Source organism: Streptomyces sp. NPDC006487 (assembly GCF_042870555.1).
Lineage (GTDB): Bacteria > Actinomycetota > Actinomycetes > Streptomycetales > Streptomycetaceae > Streptomyces.
Map to the genome: position 1 here is coordinate 140,873 of NZ_JBIAHN010000007.1, position 22,380 is coordinate 163,252.

18 protein-coding genes are annotated in these 22,380 nt (G+C 71.6%); 15 read left to right on the forward strand and 3 right to left on the reverse strand.

Translation table 11 applies throughout. The features are described from left to right. Positions 1-46 precede the first annotated feature (46 nt). The 6 genes from ACFYM0_RS13750 (at position 47) to galE (ending at position 9,409) form a co-directional block, all read left to right on the forward strand. Entirely contained in the window at positions 47-3,865 is a 3,819-nt protein-coding gene (locus ACFYM0_RS13750) for a ribonuclease E/G (protein WP_388500485.1), read from the forward strand. A gap of 493 nt (positions 3,866-4,358) precedes the next feature. Beyond that, entirely contained in the window at positions 4,359-4,679 is a 321-nt protein-coding gene (rplU, locus tag ACFYM0_RS13755; RefSeq protein WP_214950890.1) for a 50S ribosomal protein L21, read from the forward strand. Positions 4,680-4,692: 13 nt separating this feature from the next. Continuing rightward, positions 4,693-4,947, forward strand: a complete 255-nt coding sequence (gene rpmA / locus ACFYM0_RS13760) for a 50S ribosomal protein L27 (protein WP_030013081.1) — start codon at positions 4,693-4,695, stop codon at positions 4,945-4,947. Positions 4,948-5,127: 180 nt separating this feature from the next. Beyond that, positions 5,128-6,570: a GTPase ObgE gene (obgE, locus tag ACFYM0_RS13765; RefSeq protein ID WP_388500488.1), complete on the forward strand. Its 1,443-nt coding sequence runs from the start codon at positions 5,128-5,130 to the stop codon at positions 6,568-6,570. Positions 6,571-6,701: 131 nt separating this feature from the next. Further along, on the forward strand, positions 6,702-8,324 hold the full coding sequence (locus ACFYM0_RS13770; protein WP_388500490.1) for a glycosyltransferase family 2 protein: 1,623 nt from the start codon (positions 6,702-6,704) through the stop codon (positions 8,322-8,324). Between the two features lie 95 nt (positions 8,325-8,419). Beyond that, entirely contained in the window at positions 8,420-9,409 is a 990-nt protein-coding gene (gene galE, locus ACFYM0_RS13775) for a UDP-glucose 4-epimerase GalE (protein WP_388500493.1), read from the forward strand. A 109-nt stretch (positions 9,410-9,518) separates the two neighbouring features. Here galE and ACFYM0_RS13780 read toward each other — a convergent pair whose 3' ends face one another. Together ACFYM0_RS13780 and ACFYM0_RS13785 are read right to left on the reverse strand one after the other, a co-directional pair. Further along, positions 9,519-10,715: a glycosyltransferase gene (locus ACFYM0_RS13780; protein ID WP_388500494.1), complete on the reverse strand. Its 1,197-nt coding sequence runs from the start codon at positions 10,713-10,715 to the stop codon at positions 9,519-9,521. Continuing rightward, positions 10,712-13,591 carry a CDP-glycerol glycerophosphotransferase family protein gene (locus ACFYM0_RS13785; RefSeq protein ID WP_388500497.1) on the reverse strand — a complete coding sequence of 960 codons (2,880 nt, stop codon included), beginning with the start codon at positions 13,589-13,591 and terminating at the stop codon, positions 10,712-10,714. Before ACFYM0_RS13785 ends, ACFYM0_RS13780 begins: the two co-directional genes overlap by 4 nt. 154 nt (positions 13,592-13,745) lie before the next feature. On the opposite strand from ACFYM0_RS13785, the gene ACFYM0_RS13790 reads away from it, so the two are divergent. The 7 genes from ACFYM0_RS13790 (at position 13,746) to ACFYM0_RS13820 (ending at position 20,258) form a co-directional block, all read left to right on the forward strand. Next, on the forward strand, positions 13,746-14,747 hold the full coding sequence (locus ACFYM0_RS13790; RefSeq protein ID WP_327252723.1) for a glycosyltransferase family 2 protein: 1,002 nt from the start codon (positions 13,746-13,748) through the stop codon (positions 14,745-14,747). Next, positions 14,747-15,205: a GtrA family protein gene (locus ACFYM0_RS13795; RefSeq protein ID WP_388500500.1), complete on the forward strand. Its 459-nt coding sequence runs from the start codon at positions 14,747-14,749 to the stop codon at positions 15,203-15,205. Before ACFYM0_RS13790 ends, ACFYM0_RS13795 begins: the two co-directional genes overlap by 1 nt. Before the next feature lie 107 nt (positions 15,206-15,312). Beyond that, a complete protein-coding gene (gene proB / locus ACFYM0_RS13800) occupies positions 15,313-16,440 on the forward strand; it encodes a glutamate 5-kinase (RefSeq protein ID WP_388500502.1) in 1,128 nt (375 codons plus the stop codon). A 98-nt stretch (positions 16,441-16,538) separates the two neighbouring features. Beyond that, the gene (locus ACFYM0_RS13805) at positions 16,539-16,937 is read left to right on the forward strand and encodes a hypothetical protein (RefSeq protein ID WP_388500968.1); all 399 of its coding nucleotides are present in this window, start codon (positions 16,539-16,541) and stop codon (positions 16,935-16,937) included. A 137-nt stretch (positions 16,938-17,074) separates the two neighbouring features. After that, a complete protein-coding gene (locus tag ACFYM0_RS13810; RefSeq protein ID WP_388500505.1) occupies positions 17,075-18,352 on the forward strand; it encodes a glutamate-5-semialdehyde dehydrogenase in 1,278 nt (425 codons plus the stop codon). A 77-nt stretch (positions 18,353-18,429) separates the two neighbouring features. Then, positions 18,430-18,990, forward strand: a complete 561-nt coding sequence (locus tag ACFYM0_RS13815) for a hypothetical protein (RefSeq protein ID WP_388500507.1) — start codon at positions 18,430-18,432, stop codon at positions 18,988-18,990. A 68-nt stretch (positions 18,991-19,058) separates the two neighbouring features. After that, positions 19,059-20,258 carry a hypothetical protein gene (locus tag ACFYM0_RS13820; protein WP_388500510.1) on the forward strand — a complete coding sequence of 400 codons (1,200 nt, stop codon included), beginning with the start codon at positions 19,059-19,061 and terminating at the stop codon, positions 20,256-20,258. Here the strand turns inward: ACFYM0_RS13820 and ACFYM0_RS13825 are convergent. After that, positions 20,242-21,354: a M48 family metallopeptidase gene (locus tag ACFYM0_RS13825; protein ID WP_388500513.1), complete on the reverse strand. Its 1,113-nt coding sequence runs from the start codon at positions 21,352-21,354 to the stop codon at positions 20,242-20,244. The two genes, ACFYM0_RS13820 and ACFYM0_RS13825, sit on opposite strands and share 17 nt — an antisense overlap. 141 nt (positions 21,355-21,495) lie before the next feature. Here ACFYM0_RS13825 and ACFYM0_RS13830 point away from each other — a divergent pair, with 141 nt between their 5' ends. Continuing rightward, on the forward strand, positions 21,496-21,663 hold the full coding sequence (locus ACFYM0_RS13830; RefSeq protein ID WP_266877591.1) for a hypothetical protein: 168 nt from the start codon (positions 21,496-21,498) through the stop codon (positions 21,661-21,663). An 80-nt stretch (positions 21,664-21,743) separates the two neighbouring features. Then, the gene (nadD, locus tag ACFYM0_RS13835; protein ID WP_243334788.1) at positions 21,744-22,361 is read left to right on the forward strand and encodes a nicotinate-nucleotide adenylyltransferase; all 618 of its coding nucleotides are present in this window, start codon (positions 21,744-21,746) and stop codon (positions 22,359-22,361) included. Positions 22,362-22,380: the final 19 nt, after the last annotated feature.

The window sequence follows — 22,380 nt, forward strand, 5'->3', positions numbered from 1 at the left end:
CGGAAGTCAGCCGCGGCGCCCGGGAGCGTGACGGGAGAAACCCCGCATGCTCAACAACGAAAACGACACCACCGCCAACGCCGCCGACAGTGGCAGCCCGAGTGACAACCTGCCGCCGCGCAGGCGCCGACGCGCCGCGTCCCGGCCGGCCGGCCCGCCCGGTGGCGCCGTAGCCGCCGCCGAAGCCGCTCCCGCGCCCGTGGTGGCCGCAGCTCCCGCCGAGGAGGCCGCCCCGGCCGCCGCCCCGGCCCGTACCCGCCGCCGTGCCACCCGCGCCGTGGCCGCCCCCGAGGCGTCCGCCGCCGAGGTCGTGGCCGAGGTCCCCGTGGCCGCCCCGGTGGCTCCGGTCGCCGAGGTCGTCGAGGAGCCTGCTGCTCCGGCGCCGCGTGCCCGTCGCCGTGCGACCCGTGCCGTGACCGCTCCCGAGGCGCCGGTCGCCGAGGCTCCCGTGGCCGAGGTCCCCGTGGCCGCTCCGGTCGCCGAGGCCGTCGAGGAGTCCGCAGCCCCCGCGCCGCGTGCCCGTCGCCGTGCGACCCGCGCTGTGACCGCTCCCGAGGCGCCCGTCGCCGAGGCCCCCGTCGCCCCTGTGGCCGAGGCTCCGGTCGCCGCCGCCAAGGCCACCGTCACCGTCGCCGACGCCGTGGACTCCCCCAAGCGCGGCGGCCGCCGCCGCGCCACCCGTTCCACCACCGCTCCGGCCGCAGCCGCGCAGCCGGTGGCTCCGGCCGCAGCGCAGGCGGCTCCCGCCGCCGAGGCTCCGGCCCGTGGCCGCCGCGCCGGGCGTCCCGCCGTCGCGGTGTTCCAGGCCCCGGTGTTCGCCGAGCCGATGTTCCAGACCCCGGAGACCGCAGCCATGATGGCCGCGGCCGCCGCTGCCGCCGCCCCGGCCGAGGAGGTCGAGGAGGAGGAGCTCGACCTCGTCGACGCCGAGGCCGAGGCCGCCCCCGCCCCGCAGCCGGCCGGCCGTCGCCGCCGCCGTGGCCGCGGAGCCGCCGCCGAGACCGCCGCGCCCGTGGCCCCGGCTCCGGCCGCCGCCGCGCCGTCCGGCCCGGTCACGCTGGCCGACGTAGAGCTGGTCGAGGAAGAGACCGAGACCGAGGCTTACGAGGACGAGACCGACGAGTCGGGCGACCGCCCGTCGCGGCGTCGTCGCCGCGGTGGCCGTCGTCGCCGCCGCGGTGAGGCCGCCGACCTCGACGAGTCCGCCGAGGAAGAGGCCGAGGCCGAGTCCGGCGAAGAGGCCGAGTCCGCCGAAGAGGGGGACACCGAGGACGCGGAGGACGACGAGGAGAACGGGGCCCTCGGCTCCAGCTCCAGCCGTCGCCGCCGGCGTCGTCGCCGTCGCAGCGGTGACGGCGGTACGGACGCCGACGCGGCCGAGGACGACGGTGTGCGCACGGTCGTCAAGGTCCGCGAGCCGCGCCCGGCGCGCGAGCGCGCGGAGTTCGTCGCCGGCTCCGGCTCCACCTCCTCCGACGAGGTCCAGTCCATCAAGGGCTCGACCCGCCTGGAGGCCAAGAAGCAGCGCCGCCGCGAGGGCCGCGAGCAGGGCCGCCGCCGCGTCCCGATCATCACCGAGGCCGAGTTCCTGGCCCGCCGCGAGGCCGTCGAGCGCGTGATGGTCGTCCGCCAGTCGGGCGAGCGCACCCAGATCGGCGTCCTCGAGGACAACGTGCTCGTCGAGCACTACGTCAACAAGGAAGAAGCCACCTCGTACGTCGGCAACGTCTACCTGGGCAAGGTCCAGAACGTGCTGCCGTCCATGGAGGCCGCCTTCATCGACATCGGCAAGGGCCGCAACGCGGTCCTGTACGCCGGTGAGGTCAACTTCGAGGCGCTCGGCATGGCCAACGGGCCGCGCCGCATCGAGGCCGCCCTCAAGTCCGGCCAGTCGGTCCTGGTGCAGGTCACCAAGGACCCGATCGGCCACAAGGGCGCCCGCCTGACCAGCCAGGTCTCGCTGCCCGGCCGGTACCTGGTCTACGTGCCCGAGGGCTCGATGACCGGCATCAGCCGCAAGCTGCCCGACACCGAGCGCGCGCGCCTGAAGACCATCCTCAAGAAGATCGTCCCCGAGGACGCGGGCGTCATCGTGCGCACCGCCGCCGAGGGTGCGAGCGAGGACGAGCTGCGCCGCGACGTCGAGCGCCTGCAGGCCCAGTGGGAGGACATCCAGAAGAAGTCGAAGCAGATCTCGACCTCTTCGCCGAGCCTCCTGTACGGCGAGCCGGACATGACCGTCCGCGTCGTGCGCGACATCTTCAACGAGGACTTCACCAAGGTCATCGTCAGCGGTGACAGCGCCTGGGAGACCATCCACGGCTACGTGAACCACGTGGCCCCGGACCTGGCCGACCGGCTGAAGCGCTGGACCTCCGAGGTGGACGTCTTCGCGACGTACCGGATCGACGAGCAGCTCGCCAAGGCGCTCGACCGCAAGGTGTGGCTGCCCTCGGGCGGTTCGCTTGTGATCGACAAGACCGAAGCGATGATCGTCATCGACGTCAACACCGGCAAGTTCACCGGTCAGGGCGGCAACCTCGAGGAGACCGTCACCAGGAACAACCTGGAGGCGGCCGAGGAGATCGTGCGCCAGCTGCGGCTGCGCGACCTCGGCGGCATCGTGGTCATCGACTTCATCGACATGGTCCTGGAGTCCAACCGCGACCTGGTCCTGCGGCGCATGCTGGAGTGCCTGGGCCGTGACCGCACCAAGCACCAGGTCGCCGAGGTGACCTCGCTGGGTCTGGTCCAGATGACCCGCAAGCGGGTGGGCCAGGGTCTGCTGGAGTCCTTCTCCGAGACCTGCGTCCACTGCAACGGCCGCGGCGTCATCGTGCACATGGAGACCCCGACCGTGGTCGGCGGCGGTGGCAACGGCAAGCGCTCCAAGCGCCGCGGCGGCCAGGGCGGGCACGAGCACGACCACGAGATCGAGGCCGTGGACACCGCCGAGGGCGATGTCTACGAGATCGAGTCCGAAGAGGAGGTGGCTGCCGAGGCAGCCGCCCCCGTGGCGCTGCCCGAGCCCCCCTTCGTCGCCGACGAGGAGCTCTACAGCAGCCCGGCCGAGGCCGAGGCCGCTGCCGGAGTGAGCGGGCGCCGCAACCGCCGCCGCGCCACCCGCAAGGCGACCGCTCCGGCGGGCGCCCCGCGCGGTGCGGCTGCCCAGGCTCCGGCCCCGGTGGCCGAGCCGGAGCCGGTGGTCGAGCCGGAGCCGGTGGTCGAGGTCGTCGAGGTCATCGAGCCCGAGGTCGTCGTCGAGGCGGTCGTCGCGGAGCCGGTCGTCGAGGAGGCCCCCAAGGGCCGCACCCGCCGCCGTGCCACCCGCAAGGCGACCGCTCCGGCGGGCGCCCCGGCCGAGGCCGTCCAGGCCGCGGAGCCGGTTGCCGAGGCCCCCGCGGCCCCGGTGGCCGAGCCGGAGCCGGAGCCCGAGGTCGTCGTCGAGGCCGCGCCGGTCGTCGTGGAGACCCCGGCCGAGGCCGCGCCGGCCCGTCCGCGTCGCCGTGCCACCCGCAAGGCCACCGCTCCGGCCGGTTCCCCGGCGGGCGCGGAGGCGGCCGTACTGGTCGTCGAGGCTCCGGCCGAGACGCCGGTGCAGACCCCGGCCGAGTCCGCCGAGGAGGCCGCCCCGGCGGCTCCCGCCAAGAAGGCGGTCCGCAAGACGGCCGCCAAGAAGGCGACCACGACCGCGGCGAAGAAGGCCCCGGCCAAGAAGGCGGCGGCCGTGAAGAAGACCGCCGCCAAGAAGACGACGACGGCCAAGACCGCCGCGAAGAAGACGGTCGCGAAGCGGGCGACGAAGAAGACCGCGGCGGCGGAGCAGCAGACGCTGCCCTCCGTCTCGGCTCCGACCGAAGCCTGATCCGCGGATCGCGCTCCACCCCGCTCCACCCCGCTTCACCCGGCCCCGCCCGGCACCGCACTCGGTGCCGGGCGGGGCCGTTTCCCCACGCCGTACGTCCACGGCGACTGCACGCCGCCACAGGGGCCCGGCGCCTGCCGGGCGCGGAACGGGCCGACGCCGGTCCGCGACACGACGACGTACGCGTACACGGCCGTCGGGAGGCCTCGGGCGGGTCACCGACCGGGCGGGCGACGTGGGATCGGCCCCGGCGCGGAGCCCGCGGACAGCGCTGCGCGGGGGCCGGCCCGCTCGGCGGGAGCCCGCTCCGAGCCCCGGTTTGACCCCTCCGACCGGGCCCCGTAACCTAGGTCGCTGGCGTGTCTATGCGCACGCCAATCCACTGAGCACCTCACCTCCCGTACCGCCTCGCGGCTCGGGGGAGGCCGGCCTGCGGTTCCGCGGGGCCGGCTGGCTTCAGGGGTTCCCGAACTCGAGTGAGAGAGAGATCCGCGTGTACGCCATCGTGCGCAGCGGTGGTCGCCAGCACAAGGTTGCTGTCGGCGACATCGTTGAAGTTGACAAGATTCCCACTGCCAAGGTTGGCGACACGGTCGAGCTCTCGACCCTGCTCGTTGTCGACGGCGAAGCCGTGACCAGCGACCCGTGGGTCCTGGCCGGCATCAAGGTCCAGGCCGAGATCGTGGACCACCACAAGGGTGCCAAGATCGACATCCTTCGGTACAAGAACAAGACCGGCTACCGCCGTCGCCAGGGTCACCGCCAGCAGTACACGGCGATCAAGGTCACCGGTATCCCCGCGGCTGCGAAGTAAGAGGGACTGAGACATGGCACACAAGAAGGGCGCATCGTCCACCCGGAACGGGCGCGATTCCAACGCTCAGCGGCTCGGCGTGAAGCGCTTCGGCGGTCAGGTCGTTTCCGCTGGTGAGATCCTCGTCCGCCAGCGCGGCACCCACTTCCACCCGGGTTCGGGTGTCGGTCGTGGTGGCGACGACACGCTGTTCGCGCTGCAGGCCGGTTCGGTCGAGTTCGGCACGCACCGTGGCCGCAAGGTCGTCAACATCGTTCCGGCTGCCTGATTTCAGCTCCTGCTGAATCGGTAGTCCGAAGCATCCCGAGGGCGGATCTCAACTCTTCCCGGCGCGAGCCGGGAAGAGAGGTCCGCCCTCGGCGCGTTGTCACTTAGACACGTTTAATGGGTAGCAAGGCCTACCCCCCGGGCTTTCCGGGATATTCCCGCTGTATCTGGAGGAACAACCATGACCACCTTCGTGGACCGCGTCGAGCTGCACGTCGCCGCGGGTAACGGGGGCCACGGCTGCGCCTCCGTTCACCGGGAGAAGTTCAAGCCGCTCGGCGGCCCCGACGGCGGCAACGGCGGCCGTGGCGGCGACGTCATCCTGGTGGTGGAGCAGTCGGTGACCACCCTGCTCGAGTACCACCACAGCCCCCACCGCAAGGCCACCAACGGCCAGCCCGGCGCGGGCGACAACCGCTCCGGCAAGGACGGCCAGGACGTCATCCTGCCCGTGCCGGACGGCACCGTCGTCCTCGACAAGGAGGGCAACGTCCTCGCCGACCTCGTCGGCCAGGGCACCACCTACGTGGCTGCCGAAGGCGGCCGCGGCGGCCTCGGCAACGCGGCGCTCTCCTCCGCCCGCCGCAAGGCGCCCGGCTTCGCCCTCCTCGGTGTCCCCGGCACCGGCGGAGACGTCATCCTGGAGCTCAAGACCGTCGCCGACGTGGCGCTGGTCGGCTTCCCGAGCGCCGGCAAGTCCTCGCTGATCTCGGTGCTCTCCGCGGCCAAGCCGAAGATCGCCGACTACCCCTTCACCACCCTCGTCCCGAACCTGGGCGTCGTCACCGCCGGCTCGACGGTCTACACGATCGCCGACGTCCCGGGCCTCATCCCGGGCGCCAGCCAGGGCAAGGGCCTCGGCCTGGAGTTCCTGCGCCACGTCGAGCGCTGCTCGATCCTGGTGCACGTCCTGGACACCGCGACCCTGGAGTCCGACCGCGACCCGCTCGCCGACCTCGACGCCATCGAGGAGGAGCTGAAGCTCTACGGCGGCGGTCTGGAGAAGCGCCCGCGCCTCGTCGTCCTCAACAAGGTCGACATCCCCGACGGCAAGGACCTCGCCGACATGGTCCGCCCGGACCTGGAGGCCCGCGGCTACAAGGTCTTCGAGGTCTCCGCGGTCGACCGCACGGGCCTGAAGGAACTGTCCTACTTCCTCGCCGAGGTCATCGCGAAGTTCCGCGCCCGCAAGCCGAAGGAGGAGGCGACCCGCATCGTCATCCGTCCGAAGGCCGTGGACGACTCGGGCTTCACCATCACCTACGACGAGGCCGAGGACGTGTACCGCGTGCGCGGCGAGAAGCCGGAGCGCTGGGTCCGCCAGACCGACTTCAACATCGACGAGGCCGTCGGCTACCTCGCCGACCGGCTCAACCGCCTCGGCGTCGAAACCGCGCTGCGCAAGGCCGGTGCCAAGGCCGGTGACGGCGTCGCCATCGGTTCCGACGAGAACGCGGTCGTGTTCGACTGGGAGCCGACCATGATGGCCGGCGCCGAGATGCTGGGCCGCCGCGGTGAGGACCACCGTCTGGAGGCGCCGCGTCCGGCAACCACGCGCCGCAAGGAGAAGGAAGCCGAGCGGGATTCCGCCCAGAAGGAATACGACGAGTTCCGTCCCTTCTGACAGGGCCCGTAGCCAAGGGCGACGGCCGGGTCTCCGGCCGTCGTCACAGGCACGTCACAGGATTCCGGTTATCCCCCGTTCGGGTGGCCCGTCTTAAGGCCGCGTTTACCCAGGTGGCCTAGGATCCATGGGTGACGAGCACCCATACCCCCACAGTCGCCGTCGTCGTGATCGCGTACAACGATGCCGAGCTCGTCGGTCAGGCCGTCTCCTCGGCGCTCGCCCAGGGGCCGGTGGTCGCCGAGGTCATCGCGGTCAACGACGCGTCCAGCGACGGCACCGCCCAGGTGCTGGACGAGCTGGCGGCCCGCCACCCCCGCGTGAAGGTCGTGCACCGCACGGAGAACAGCGGCGGCTGCGGCACCCCCCGCAACGACGGGATCGCGGTCGCGACCGCCCCGTACGTCATGTTCCTGGACAGCGACGACGTCCTGCCCGCCGGGGCGATCGACGCCCTCGTGCGCGCGGCCGGCGAGCACCGGTCGCCGGTCACGGTCGGCTCCTGCGTCCGCCGCGAACTGCCCGAGAGCCGCGACGTGCCCTGGGTGCCCGGCCTGTACACGCCCGGCGAGGTCATCGACCGCCCGGCGGACCGGCCGGAGCTGGTCCGCGACACCCTCTGCGTCAACAAGCTGTACGAGCGGGCCTTCCTGGACATGTACGGGATCCGCTTCCCGGACGGCCGGTTCATCTACGAGGACTTCGTCTTCACCGCCCGCGTGCTGGCGGCCCGACCCCGCATCGCGGTGATCGGCGACCTCGTCTACGTGTGGCACGTGCGCCGCAACGCCGCCCAGGTCTCCATCTCCCTGGACCGCAAGGACGTCGGCAACTGGAGTGCCCGCGTGGAGGCCCACCGCGTGGCCTCCCGCCTCATGGCCGCCTCCTCGCCCGAGCTGGGCCGGGCCTGCCAGGTCAAGTTCCTGGAGTACGACCTGCGCATGTACCTGCGCGAGCTCGGCCAGGACCCCGGCTACCAGGCCGCCTGGTGGACGCTGACCCGTGACTACGTCGCCGGGTTCTCCGAAGCCGACATCGAGGCCGCCGGGGCGCACGCCCGCTGGATCGTCCGGGTGCTGCTCGCCACCGAGGCGCCGCCCGCCCCCGCCGACCTGCTGCGGCTGACCCGCTTCGCCGCCGACCCGCCCCGCCTGCTGCCCCCGTACGCGACCGGCCCCTCCGGAGCGCCGGTCTGGAGCGACACGCTCCCGGTGGAGCTGGACGGGCTGGACAAGCTGGAGACGGCCGAGCTGCCCCTCACCATCGATGCCGAGCCGAGCGGCTTCGCCGGGCTCAGGATCCGGGTGAACGACCTGTACGGGCGGCTCGCCGCGGCCGGCCCGCGCACCGTCCAGCTGCGTTTCCAGCCCCGGGGCGACCTGGGCGAGCTGCTGGTCGCCGAGCCCGTGGAGCTCGTCCCCGCCGCGGACGGCGACGGGTGGACCGCGGAGCTGCCCTTCCGGCTCACCACGCTGGCGAGCCTCGGGCGGGGCGAGGGCCGGCGGGGCCTGCAGGCGTGGGACGTGAAGCTGAGCGTGGAGTGCGCCGACGGCAGCTCCGTCCTCACCTCCCCGCGCCCCCTGCGCCGCCTGCTCCACCGGCGGGTGCTGCCCAGCAGCCGGTACGGTGTGCTGTTGGCGCAGCCCTACCGCACGACCGGCGGATCGCTCGCGCTGAGGCTCGCGCCCGGTGCCACGGGCGTCATGAGCCTGGCCCGCCACCGGTTCAACCGGGCCCGCATAGTCCGCGGCTAGAGGGACCCGGCCGCCCCGGCAGGCGGGACCGGAAGCCGGTCGAGAGCCGGACAAGAGCCGGACGAGAAGCACGAAAGAGAACTGAGGAGACACGCATGACGTTTCTGATCACTGGTGGTGCCGGTTACATCGGGGCGCACGTCGTCCGCGCGATGCTGCTCGCGGGTGAGGAGGTCGTGGTGCTGGACGACCTCTCCACCGGCAACGCCGACCGCGTCCCGGAGGGTGTCCCGCTGGTGGTCGGTTCCGTGCTCGACCGGCAGGTCCTGGACGAGACCTTCGCCCGGCACCGGATCACCGGCGTGGTCCACCTCGCGGGCAAGAAGCAGGTCGGCGAGTCCGTCGAGAAGCCGCTGCACTACTACGAGGAGAACGTGGGCGGCCTCACCGTCCTGCTCCAGGCCGTCGCCGCCGCGGGCGTGCGCAACTTCCTCTTCTCCTCCTCCGCCTCCGTGTACGGGATGCCGGACGTGGACCTCGTCACCGAGGACACCCCGTGCCTGCCGCTGAGCCCCTACGGCGAGACGAAGCTGGCGGGCGAATGGCTGGTCCGTGCCGCGGGCAAGGCCCACGGCATCTCCACCGCGTGCCTGCGCTACTTCAACGTGGCCGGCGCCGCGACCCCCGAGCTCGCCGACACCGGTGTCTTCAACCTGGTTCCGATGATCTTCGAGCGGTTCGACAAGGGCGAGGGCGCCCGGATCTTCGGCGACGACTACGCGACCCCGGACGGCACCTGCATCCGCGACTACATCCACGTCGCAGACCTCGCGGAGGCCCACGTGGTGGCCGCCCGCAAGCTCGTCGAGTGGGGCGCGCAGGGCGAGTACAAGGACCTCACCGTCAACATCGGCCGCGGCGAGGGCGTCTCCGTCCGCGAGATGGTCGAGCTGGTGAACGAGGCCACCGGGCACACCGATCCCGCCTACGCGCCCGCGGTCTCCCCGCGCCGCGCCGGCGACCCGGCGAAGGTCGTCGCCTCCGCCGACCGGATCTCGGCGGAGCTGGGCTGGAAGGCCCGCCACGACGTGCGCGAGATGATCACCTCGGCCTGGGAGGGCTGGGAGGCCCACCGCAAGGCCTGAAACAGGGACGACGTACGAAGCCGCCCGCCCCGGTCGATTCCGGGGCGGGCGGCTTCTTTCGTACGTACCACCGCGCCGGGCTCGGCGAGCGGTGCGCTGGGAGTGGTGCTCAGCGCTCCAGGAAGGAGAACAGCTCCTCCCACCGGTCGGTGATCTCGACGCTGGAGAACCGCTGCACATTGTGGAAGGCGGCGTCGCCGAGCCGGTCGCGCAGCTCGCGGCCCGCCATCAGCCGGTCCAGCTGCCCGCCCAGCTCCATCGTGTTGCCGAGCCGGGCCAGCAGCCCGTCCTCGCCGTGCGTCACGATCTCCCGGACACCCGGCGCGCAGTCGAAGGCGGCCACCGGCACGCCCGCGGCCATCGCCTCCAGCAGCGTGATCGGGAACCCTTCGGCGCGCGAGGCCTGAGCGAAGACGGAGGCCCCGTTCAGCGCGCCCAGCACGTCGCTGGTGCTGCCCATCCACTCCACGGAGTCCTCCAGGCCGAGCCCGGCGGCGTGTGCCCGCAGGGCCGGCTCCTCCACGCCGGCCCCGTAGATCCGCAGGACCCAGTCGGGGTGGTGCGGGGAGGCGTCCGCCCACGCGTCGAGCAGCAGGTCCAGGCCCTTCTCGAAGGCGAGGCGGCCGACGCTCGCCACGACCTTCTCGGTGCGCGGGGCGGGGGAGTCGGGCATGAACGGCAGCGGGTTCGGCATGCTGGAGACGTTCTCCATGCCCGAGCGGATCCAGAGGTCCGCGTCCTCGGGGGTCAGCACGAGCATGCGGTCGACCTCCCGGTAGTACCGGCGGACCCGCTGGCCCCGGGAGGACTTGTTGCTGGCCTCGAAGGACTCGTGGCTCATGCCGATGAGCGTGCACCCCTTGGTGTCGGCGAGGGCCACCCACTCCATCGCCCAGACCTGTGTGACGATCACCACGGCGCCGGGGCGAGCCGCTTGCATCAGCTCGCCCAGCCGGTCCGCCTTGGCTTGCATCGTCGCCCGGCGGGCCGCCTGGCGGCGCCGTTCGGGCGCGTTCAGCCGGCCCTTGATGCCGTGCAGCGCGCGGGCCGCCGCCGGGTGGGACTCGTACAGCGTGGTCACCGCGTAGGGAAGGTCCGCCGGGAGCTGCTGGCGGAGCTCCTCGGCGACGGGGGTGATGCCGATGACGTGGACCCGGTGTCCGCGGTCGCTGAACAGCCTGGCCATCTGGTGCGACCAGGTGGTCACGCCACCGAGCTCGTCCACGCTGTTGGAGACGAGGAAGATGTCACGGCCGCCGGCGGCCTCGCCGGGGCCCTGCGGTGCGGTGGAAGTCTGCTGGCTCACTTGCCGCTCCTGGTGAAGAACTTCTCGACGATCCGGCGGGCCGCGTCCCCGCGGTCGTACTCGCCGAACTCGGCGAGGAAACGCTGGCGCGCCTCGGCGTACTTGGCATCCGCCTCGTCGAAGGCGGCGAGGGCCTGGAGCAGCTCGTCCGCGGTGGCGACCACGGGGCCCGGGGCCTTCTCCTTGAGGTCGAAGTACGTGCCGCGGATGTCGTTCGCGTACTTCTCGTAGTCGTACGCGAAGAACAGCATCGGCCGGTCCAGGACCGCGTAGTCGAACATCACGGACGAGTAGTCGGTGATCAGCCCGTCGGCGAGCGCCAGCAGCGGCGTGATGTCGTGGTGGCGGGACACGTCGATGACCCGGCCCGCGACCGACGGCGGCAGCGTGACGCTGTTGAGGTAGTGGGTGCGCACCAGCAGCGTGAAGCGGTCGCCGAGCCGGTCGGCGAACTCCTCCACGTCGAAGGGGAACTTGAAGCCCTCCACCGTGCCGTCCGCCTTCGCCCGGAAGGTCGGTGCGTACAGCAGCACCTTCTTCTCCGGGTCGATCCCGAACTCGCCCGCCAGGGCACTGCGGACCCGCTCGCCGCTGTTCGCCTCGGCACGGTGGGCCGCGACCAGGGCGTCGTTGCGCGGGTAGCCGGTGCGCAGCAGCACCTCGTCACGCAGCCGGAAACCCTTGGCGAGGGTGCGGGCGTCGTGCTCGGAGCGGATCAGGAAGTGGTCGAAGCGGTCGATGGCCGCCTGGAACCGGCCCTGGCCGGCACGGTCCTGCGCCTTGGTGCGGGGCTCGTGGAAGCCCATGCGCTTGAGCGCCGAGCCGTGCCAGGTCTGGATGTACGTGGTCCCGGGGCGCTTGGTCAGCGCCAGCGGGAAGCCCTGGTTGTCGATCCAGTACTCGGCCTGCGCCAGTGCCCGCAGGTAGGCCCAGCTCCAGCGCCGCACCAGGGTGGCCTCCGGGGGGAAGCCGGTGGGCTTGGCGCCCGCGTAGGACCAGATCGCCTCGATCTGAGCGCCGGAGCGCACCAGCTCCTCGTAGATCGCCCTCGGGCTGTCGCTGTACTGCTTGCCCATGTGGCTCTCGAAGACGACCGTGCCCTTCTTGATGGGCAGCTTCGAGAAGACCTCGTGGTAGACCTTCACCTTCTGCTCGCCCGAGCCGAAGTTGCGGCGGGCCCGCAGGGCCTTGCGCAGGCTCCGCTTGACCACTCCGGCGGCCTTGCCGTGCATCGCGCCGTCGATCAGCGTCTGGGTGCGCACGGCGGCGGCGCCCTCGGCGGTCAGGACGTAGGAGAGGTTGCCCTTCTTGGTCATCTCCGGCTCGAAGCGGTCGGAGACCAGCCGGGTCAGCCTCGGGCGCACGCGCAGCCGTGCCGCCTTCTCCAGGTCGACGCCGCCGACGGAGACGCGGGTGGAGAGCCGGTCGGCGCCGGCCGTCAGCTTCAGGCGTACGTCCCAGACCGCGTCGATGATGCCGAGCGGGCGGACGGTGCTGCCGATGTCCGCCGTGGTCTGCCACTCGATCGTGTCGCCGGCGTGCCGAACGGTTGCCACCGGGAAGCTGAAGGAGCGGACGCCGATCTGCCGGCGCGCGCGGAACTCCAGCGAGGCCTTCAGCTCCACGTCCGGGCGGATCCGGCCGAGCGGGTTCACCACGGCACCCGACAGGGTCACGGTGCCTCGGCCGTCGTCCTCGTACGCGGTGAGGCGGTTGCCCAGCGTGAGCGAGGAGAGCGGCGCACCGGCGTAGGGCTGGTTGGTGACGTCCAGTATCCGGCGGGCCGTGTCCGCGTCGGGGCCGTCGATGTGCTGTTCGCACCAGTAGACGCGCCCGTACCGCTCGGCGAGCGCGGAGGTGAGCCGGCCCTGGTTGGTCATGGCGTCGGCGGCGGGCAGGAGGTTGTCCCAGTCCTCCTTGCCGAGCAGGTAGGCACAGATGGCCTGGAGGTTGCTGACGCTGTCGTAGGCCGCCGGGTCGATGCCGGCCAGGTAGCCGTTGGCGAGCCGGGCGAACTCGTGGCGGTAGGCGTCGTCGAGCAGGGGCAGGTCCCGCAGGTGGAGCACCAGGTCGTGCTTGAGGAACTTGATGTCCTTCGCGGACTTGATCTCCGAGTGGCCCTTGGCCGCCAGCAGTTCGTCGACGCGGCGGTGGATCTCCATCCGGTGGACGAAGTTCTCGATCTCGTGGCGCCGGTTGCTGATCGACTTCGCCGAGGCCTTCTCGATCACGTTCCAGTAGTAAACGTGGTTCGGGATGAGCGTGATGCGGCTGGCGGCGACGTAGGCCTGTGCGGAGAAGAGCAGGTCCTCGTAGTGGATGCCGACCGGGAACTCGAGGCCCTGCTCCAGCAGGAACGCGCGCCGGTAGCACTTGTTCGTGGAGAGGGTGTCGTAGACCAGCAGGTCGGGGTACTCGGTGATCGACTCCAGCGTGCGGGTGCGCGCGTAGATCCACGGGTACCACTCGGTGGTCTTGCCCGAACGGCTGTCGAGGTGGACCCTGACGCACATGCCCGAGACCAGGTCGGACCCGGTCCGCTCGGCGGCGTCCAGCATGTTGCGGCAGGCGTTGCGTTCCAGCACGTCATCGCTGTCCAGGAACATGACGTACGTTCCGGTGGCCTGCTGGATGCCGTGATTGCGCGGGGCGCCGCAGCCCCCGCTGTTCTCCGGCAGCTGGAAGGCGCGCACCCTCCCCGGATGCGCGGTCTCGAGCTTCCGGGCGACCGCGTAGGACCCGTCCTTGCTGCAGTCGTCGACGATCACGACTTCGACCCCGTGCAGGGTCTGGTCCAACACCGACTGGACTGCTGCCGGAAGACGCTCTGCGTCGTTGTAGACGATGACGACCACGGAGACGTCAGGCACGTGCACCTCGATCCCTCTGTTTCATTGCGCTTATCCCGTTAAAGCTACCGTGTGCCGCACTCACCCCCGGCAGCGCTCCCATCGGCGTGCATACTTCTATGAGAGGTGAGTGGCAGGTCCGGTCGCCGTAATCCACCCGTTCGGACCGCAGGAAGTGTTCATGAAGCTGTCGGTAGTAGTCCCTTGCTACAACGAGGAAGCTGTCATCGACAGCTTCGACACGGAGATCCGCAAGGTTCTGGATGCTCTGCCCGTCGAGTACGAGGTCTGCTACGTCGACGACGGCAGCCGTGACGGAACCCTCGAAAAGCTCCGCAAGATCGCGGCGCAGCACACGGACCGGACCCGCTACGTCTCCTTCAGCCGGAACTTCGGCAAGGAGGCCGGCATGCTCGCGGGCCTGCGCGAGGCCACCGGCGACGCCGTGGTCATCATGGACGCGGACCTCCAGCACCCGCCGGAGCTCATCGCCACCATGCTCGACTACTACCGGCAGGGCCACGACCAGATCATCGCCCGCCGCACCCGCGAAGGGGACAAGAAGCTCCGCTCCGCGCTGAGCCGCCTCTACTACCGGGGCGTCAACCGCTGGGTCGACGTGGAGCTCACCGACGGCGTCGGCGACTTCCGGCTGCTGTCCCGCCCGGCCGTGGACGCGCTGCTGTCGCTGCCCGAGTACAACCGCTTCTCCAAGGGCCTGTTCTCCTGGATCGGCTTCGACACGGTCCACTTCGACTACCGCAACGCGCAGCGCGAGGCCGGCGAGACGAAGTGGAAGTTCGGCGCCCTGCTGAACTACGGCATGGACGGGCTCATCTCGTTCAACAACCGGCCGCTGCGCATCGGCATCTGGTCGGGCGTGTCGCTGGTGGCCCTGACGGTGCTCTACGCCCTGTTCATCACCGTCATGGCGATGACCAACGGGGTGGAGTCCCCGGGTTACGTCACGATCGTGGCGCTCATCGCGGGCCTGGGCGGCGTGCAGATGATCATGCTGGGCCTGATCGGCGAGTACATCGGGCGCATCTACTACGAGACCAAGCGCCGGCCGCACTTCCTGGTGAAGGAGTCGCACGGCACCGACCGGACGGGCAACCCCACGGACATCCGCGACGCGCAGCTGCCGGAGGCCGAGGCCGTGATCGCCGAGCGAAGCAACTGATGTCCCGCACGACGAACGGGCGGCCCGCCGACGACCGGAAGACCCAGCTCGGCCAGATCGTCCGGTTCGGTCTGGTCGGCGCGGTCAACACCGGAACCTTCTACGTCCTCTACCTGCTCCTGCACCCGTGGATGCCGTACTTCGCCGCCTACTCCCTCGCCTTCGTGCTGGCGATGGTCGGCTCGTTCTTCATGAACACCTACTTCACCTACCGGACCCGGCCGACCTGGAAGAAGTTCCTGCTCTTCCCGCTGACCAACATCACGAACTTCGTGGTCCAGTCCGTCGGCCTGTACGCCCTGGTGAGCTGGGCCGGCATGAACACCAAGATCGCGCCGCTGGTCGCGGCCGTCGTGGCGATCCCCTTCACCTTCGTCATCTCCCGCAAGATCCTCATTCCCGGGACGGCCGACGCGGCCGGAGAACCGGAGCAGGCCCAGAGCGCGTCCACGGTCTGAAACCGGAGGGCGGCTCCGCCCGGCCACCCCGTAGATTGGGCGGGCAGGTGCGCAGGTTCCTGTTCGGCGAGGGTCATTCGACGAGGGTCAAGGGTCAGGGGACAGAAGTGTCAGCGGCTAGGCAGGACGTGCTCGACGCGCGCAGGATCGTGGTCAAGGTCGGCTCCTCCTCCCTGACGACGGCGGCCGGCGGACTCGACGCCGACCGGGTGGACGCGCTGGTCGACGTACTGGCCAAGGCGCGCAGCGGCGGCGAGAAGGAGATCGTCCTGGTCTCCAGCGGAGCCATCGCCGCCGGACTCTCCCCGCTCGGCCTGCGCCGCCGCCCCACCGACCTGGCCCGCCAGCAGGCCGCCGCGAGCGTCGGCCAGGGCCTCCTCGTCGCCCGCTACACCGCTTCCTTCGCCCGGTACGGCGTACGCGTCGGCCAGGTGCTCCTCACCACCGACGACACGAGCCGGCGCGCGCACTACCGCAACGCCTACCGGACCCTGGACCAGCTCCTGGCCATGGGGGCGCTGCCCGTCGTCAACGAGAACGACACCGTCGCCACCGACGAGATCCGCTTCGGCGACAACGACCGCCTCGCCGCACTCGTGGCCCACCTGGTCCGCGCCGACCTCCTCGTCCTGCTCTCGGACGTCGACGGCCTCTACGACGGCGACCCGTCCCAGCCCGGCACCAGCCGCATCGACGAGGTGCGCGGCCCCGAGGACATCGCCCACGTCACCATCGGCAGCGTCGGCAAGGCGGGCGTCGGCACCGGCGGCATGGCCACCAAGGTCGAGGCGGCGCGCATCGCCGCGGCCGCCGGCATCCCGGTCGTCCTCACCTCGGCAAGCCAGGCCGCGGACGCCCTGGCCGGACGGGCCACCGGCACCCTCTTCCACTCCACCGGACGCCGCTCGACGGACCGGCTCCTGTGGCTCCAGCACGCCTCGACCCCGCAGGGACACCTCGTCCTGGACGAAGGAGCCGTCCGCGCGGTGACCGAACGCGGAAGCTCGCTCCTGCCCGCAGGCATCGCCTCGGTCGAGGGCGACTTCGTCGCCGGGGACCCCGTGGAACTGCGCTCGGCCGACGGCCGGGCAGTGGCGCGCGGCCTCGTCAACTTCGACGCCAAGGAGCTCCCGCAGCTCCTCGGCCGCTCCACGCGCGAGCTCGCGCGGGAACTCGGACCCGAGTACGAGCGGGAGGTCGTCCACCGCGACGATCTGGTCCTGCTGCAGGGCTGAGGTTCGGTAAAACCGCCGCGCGGTGAGCCGAGGACTGGTCAACTGTGAGGGGCGGACACGCGTAGCGCAGACCAAGGAGGCGGCTGGTGAGACGAGCGCTGACCAGCGTCGGCACCGGGGACGGTGACATCGGCGGGACCGGGGAGGACCGGGACGCCTCCCGTCTGTGGCACATCACCCTGAGCGTCTCCGGGAAGCCCGCGCCGCTGTCCGACGTACGCCGCGGACTGGAGCAGCTCGCCCATGACCACCCCTTCCTGCTGACCAGCCGCTACGCCGACGACCACGCGGAAATCCGCTACTGGGAGGAAGCCCGCGACCTCCACGACGCGGCCGCCGTCGCGCTGCGGCTCTGGGGGGAACACCGGTCCTCGGCGAACCTCCCGCCCTGGGAGATCGTCGGCCTCGAAGTCATCGACCGCGCCACCTACCACCAACGCGTGGCCGAAGGCTACGGCCCGCCCCCGGCCCACCCCATGGGCGTGCACCCCTACTAGACGCGGCACTCGGCCCCGGCGGGCCGGGGGTGGCGGAAGCCCCGCCAGGGCCGAGTGGCGCGAGGGGTGCGTCGTAAAGGTGTCTCGCGGGGTGGAACCCCATCGGCCCGGGGGTGGGCGGGGATTACCCTGGCGGCATGACCTCGCTCGATGCCACGACCTCGCCCGTGATCGCCACCGCGCAAGCCGCCCGGACCGCCGCCGCGGCCATCGCCCCCCTCCCGCGGTCCGCCAAGGACAAGGCCCTGCTGGCCATCGCGGACGCGCTGGAGGCCCGTACGGCCGAGATCGTCGAGGCCAACGCCGTCGACACGGCGAAGGCGGCCGCCGCCGGGACCAGCGAGACCGTCATCGACCGTCTCACCCTCACCCCCGACCGCATCGCGGCCATCGCCTCCGACGTCCGTGACGTCGCGGCCCTGCCCGACCCCGTCGGCGAGGTCGTCCGCGGCTCGACCCTCCCCAACGGGATCGACCTCCGCCAGATCCGCGTCCCGCTCGGCGTCGTCGGCATCATCTACGAGGCCCGCCCCAACGTCACCGTCGACGCCGCCGCCCTCTGCCTGAAGTCCGGCAACGCCGTCCTCCTGCGCGGCTCCTCCTCGGCCTACGCCTCCAACACCGCCCTCGTGGCCATCCTGCGCGACGCCGTCGAATCGGTCGGCCTCCCCGCCGACGCCATCCAGCTCGTCCCCGGCGAGTCCCGCGACTCCGTCCGCGAGCTGATGCGCGCCCGCGGCCTCGTCGACGTCCTCATCCCGCGCGGCGGCGCCTCGCTCATCAAGACCGTCGTCGAGGAATCCATCGTCCCGGTCATCGAGACCGGTACCGGCAACTGCCACGTCTACGTGGACGCCCAGGCCGACCTGGCCATGGCCGTGGACATCCTCGTCAACTCCAAGGCCCAGCGCCCCTCCGTCTGCAACTCCGCGGAGACCCTGCTCGTCCACCGGGACATCGCCGACGCCTTCCTGCCGCTCGCCCTGGACGCCCTCGCCGACGCCGGGGTGACCGTGCACGGAGACGAGCGGGTCCTCGCGTACGCGCAGGACTCCAAGGTCACCGCGCTCCCCGCCACCGACGAGGACTGGGCCGCCGAGTACCTCTCGTACGACATCGCCGCCGGTGTCGTCGACTCCCTCGACGAGGCCGTCGCCCACATCCGCCGCTGGACCTCCGGCCACACCGAGGCGATCGTGACCACCTCGCAGGCCGCGGCGCGCCTCTTCACCCAGCTGGTCGACTCGACCACGGTTGCCGTGAATGCCTCCACCCGGTTCACGGACGGTGGCCAGTTCGGGTTCGGCGCGGAGATCGGCATCTCCACGCAGAAGCTGCACGCCCGGGGCCCGATGGGGCTTCCCGAGCTCACCTCGACCAAGTACATCGTCACCGGCGACGGTCACGTACGGTAGTTGCCGTCTGAACACGGTGTGGCCGGATTTCGGCGTATGCCCTGCCCAAAGGTGTCCCTCAGGTCTACGCTGGTCTCGTGCCGGACGACGTGGGGGGCAAACCGTTCCCGGACGACGGGGAGCCCGACGACGACCGCGGAGGCGCGGACAAGGACTTCGCCTCCGTGGTGTTCGACGAGGACTTCGTCCGGAACGCCGAGATCCGTGAACCGAGCGCCGCGGAGCGCCAGCGGGCCGGCGAGCGGGCGCGCGCCGAGGCGGCCGAGGCCGCCCGCGCCGCCTTCGCGGGCGGCTGGACGGGCGACGAGGACTACGACGCTTACGCCTACGGCGGCGCCGACGGGTACCAGCACGAGGACTCCGGATGGGAACACAGCCCCGGAGCCGCCTCCTCCGAGGGCCCCTACGGCGCGTACGGCGGCAGCCTGCGCCCCTATCGCGGCCGCTCGCCGTGGCTGCGCCCGGTCGCCTGGGTGCTCGCCTTCGTGATGGGCCTCGGCATGATCGCGCTCGCTTTCAGCGCCGTGTACCGCAGCGCGGCGAGCGACGCGGAACAGGCTCCGGCCCCCGCCAGCACCCCGTTGGGCGAAGTCACCGGCGCCGGAGCGTTTATGGACCGCGCCATCCGCCAACCCTGAAGGTACGACCCCGCTCCCCATCGCCGGAGCCGGGGGCTTCTCTGGAGCGGGGACAGCGGGGAGAAGCGATGGCCATGCCAGGAGATCCGCCGAACGGCACCCCCGAGGGTGCCGGCGGGGCCGACGACGAGTTCCGGGCCGACGAATACCGGTCGGTGGTGTTCGACGAGGACTTCGTCCGGGCTGCCCGGCTCCAGGAGTTCTCCGCACAGGAGCGCATGGGCGAGCACGCCCGCGCCGTACGGAGCCGGTCGATCTGGTCGAGCGGCGGCGGCCATCCGGGACCCCGGACCGGCTCCCGCGGCGGGGCGGCCCGGCAGGGCCGGATCATCGTGCTCTGCATCGCCCTGGCGCTCGCCGGCGCCGTCTACATGGGGCTGCGCAATCCCTACGTGCCGCCCGCCGGGCACCCGGCCGAGGCGATGAGCAGCACCGTCGTCCCGCTCGCGCCCTCCGAGCCCGTGCCGGGCGGCCGGCCCGCCGACCTGTACGCGCAGAGTCCGGCGGCCCAGTACCGCATCGGGGCGGCCGGGATCACCTTTCCCGGCGTGCGCCGTACCCGCCACTTCAGCGACGAGCAGGTCCAAACCGCGCTGACCATCGCCAAGGACTACCTGGTGCAGTCCTCACTGGACCCCGACGTCCTGTCCGGCGAGGCCTCCCGGCCGGTGCGCGTGCTGCTCGACCCCGACCAGCTGACGCAGTTCGACCAGAGCATGCTCGCGCCGTCCGGTAACGGGCGGCACGCCGTCACCGGCTGGCTGGTGCGCTTCGACCCGGCGACCGCCGTGGTGGCCGACACCCGGGTCCGGGTCAGCGGGGTCCTCGCCGCCGCGGAGACCGCCCCGAACGCGCTGGAGGTCACCTCCGACCACACCTTCGTCTACGCGGTGCGCCCGGCCACCGGCCAGCCGGCAGCGGCGGACGGGGCCTCGCTCTTCACCGTCCGCCGGGAGCTGCGGCTGCGCTTCGACCGCGACGACCTCACGGCCCGGCGGGCGGAGCTCGTCTCGGCCTACGTGATGGCGGGCCCGCAGGCCTGCTCGGCCGACCCGGCCGGAGGCTTCCGCCCGCTGACGGCGGGCGCCGGGCCGACCACCACCGGCCCGGCGGCGACCGACCCGTACGCCAGCGGCAGTCCGCGCCGCACGGCCGGGCTGTGCGGGGTGCTCGCGCCGACGGCCACCGCGGAGCCGCCGGAGCCGCAGCGGTCGCAGTCCCCGGCGTCCCCGGCCGCCCCGGGGCAGGGCCTCAGCCCTGCTCCGTAGCCCCGCCCTTGCCGGTGTCCTTGTTCTCGCCGGCGCCGCTGCTGGTGCCGGAAGCGCCGCCCGCACCCGCGGTGCCCATGCCCGAGAACTTGTCCCGCAGCTTGCCCCCCAGGTCCGCCGTACCGCCGGCGATGTCGCCGACCAGCTTCAGCAGCGGGTCCTTGCTCGTGCGCACCGTGTCGGCGTAGTGCGCGGCGGACTGCCGGAAGGAGTCGGTCACCGAGGTGTCCTTGTCGTCCTCGCGCCGCGGGTAGTGGCCGTCCATGATCCGCTGGTGGTCCCGGTTCTGCGACCACTTCTTCAGCTCGGCCGCCCGCACCGTGGTGAAGGGGTGCGTCCGGGGCAGCACGTTGAGGATCTTCAGGACGGAGTCGCGCAGATCGCCGCTCTTCTCGTACTCCTCGGCCTGGGCGAGGAACGCGTCGACGTTCATCTCGTGGAGGTGGTTGCCGCCCGCGAGCTTCATCAGCCCGCGCATCGAGGCGTGCACGTCCTGTCCCACCAGCAGCCCGGCCCGGTCCGCGGACAGCTCCGACTTGCGGAACCACTCGCGCAGCGCCGTCACGAGCCCCATGATCGCCACATTGCCCAGCGGGATCCACGCGACCTTGAGCGCCAGGGTCGTCAGGAACAGCAGGATCGTGCGGTACACGGCGTGCCCCGACAGCGCGTGGCCCACCTCGTGGCCCACCACCGCCCGCATCTCCTCCTCGTCGAGGAGCTCGACGAGGGCCGTGGTGACCACGATGATCGGCTCGTCCAGCCCGATGCACATGGCATTGGGCTTCGGGTCCTGCTGGACGTACATCTGCGGGACCTTCTCCAGGTCCAGGATGTAGCAGGCGTCCAGGAGCATCGCGTGCAGATGCGGGAACTGCGTCTCGCCCACCCGGACGGAGTCCGAGAGGAAGAGCAATCTCAGACTGCGCTCGGGCAGCAGCCCGCTCAGCGTTTTGAAGACCGTGTCGAAGCCGGTCAGCTTGCGCAGGGCCACGAGTGCGGACCGGTCCGCCGGATGCTCGTACGCCCGTGAGGAAATACCGGGGAACCTCTTGCGGTCCCGCGCCGGTGCCTTCTCGAATCCCGTCCCCGTCATAGCGCCCTCCCCGTTGATGTGTGCGGCTGGCCGCCCGTCTATCCTCTCCAACGCCTGAGTCGGCGTGAGCGTGCCCCAGGCCCCCGCATACGATGTGAGCGAAATCTCCGCCCGCTCCCCGACCCGATAGGTACCTGCCTGATGAGCCTCGCCTCCACCGCCCACAACCTGGTCGTCCTCGCCTCCGAGGGAGCCGAGAAGCACGGCGGCAACCACGACAGCCTGAGCCCGTACCTGACCGGCGGCGCCGCCTTCGGCATCCTCCTGCTGATGCTGTGGGTCACCACGCGCCTGAACCGGGACCGCTGAACCCCCGAGCGCCCAGTCCGTCGAGTACGCACCCGTAGGCGGGTCCCTGCCGCGCCACCGGGCCAGTAGGCTCTGCGCTCATGGGAGAGCAGGAAATGCCTACCGGCCCGGTCAAGCGCAGGCTCGGGGTGATGGGCGGGACATTCGATCCGATCCACCACGGACACCTGGTGGCCGCCAGTGAGGTGGCCGCGCTGTTCCACCTCGACGAGGTGATGTTCGTACCGACCGGCGAGCCGTGGCAGAAGTCGCAGCGGGCCGTGTCGTCCGCCGAGGACCGGTACCTGATGACGGTCATCGCGACCGCCTCGAACCCGCAGTTCTCGGTGAGCCGCATCGACATCGACCGCGGCGGCCCGACGTACACGATCGACACCCTGAGGGACCTCAGCGCCCTCAACGACGACGCCGACCTCTTCTTCATCACCGGCGCCGACGCCCTCGCACAGATCCTGACCTGGCGGAACGCCGAGGAGCTCTTCGCCCTCGCGCACTTCATCGGCGTCACCCGGCCGGGCCACGTGCTCACCGACGACGGCCTGCCCGAGGGCGGCGTCTCGCTCGTCGAGGTCCCGGCGCTGGCCATTTCGTCCACGGACTGCCGTGCCCGCGTGGCCAAGGGGGATCCTGTCTGGTACCTCGTGCCCGACGGCGTGGTCCGCTACATCGACAAGCGTGAGCTGTACCGGGGAGCCTGAGCTTCCGGAGAGAGGGGCC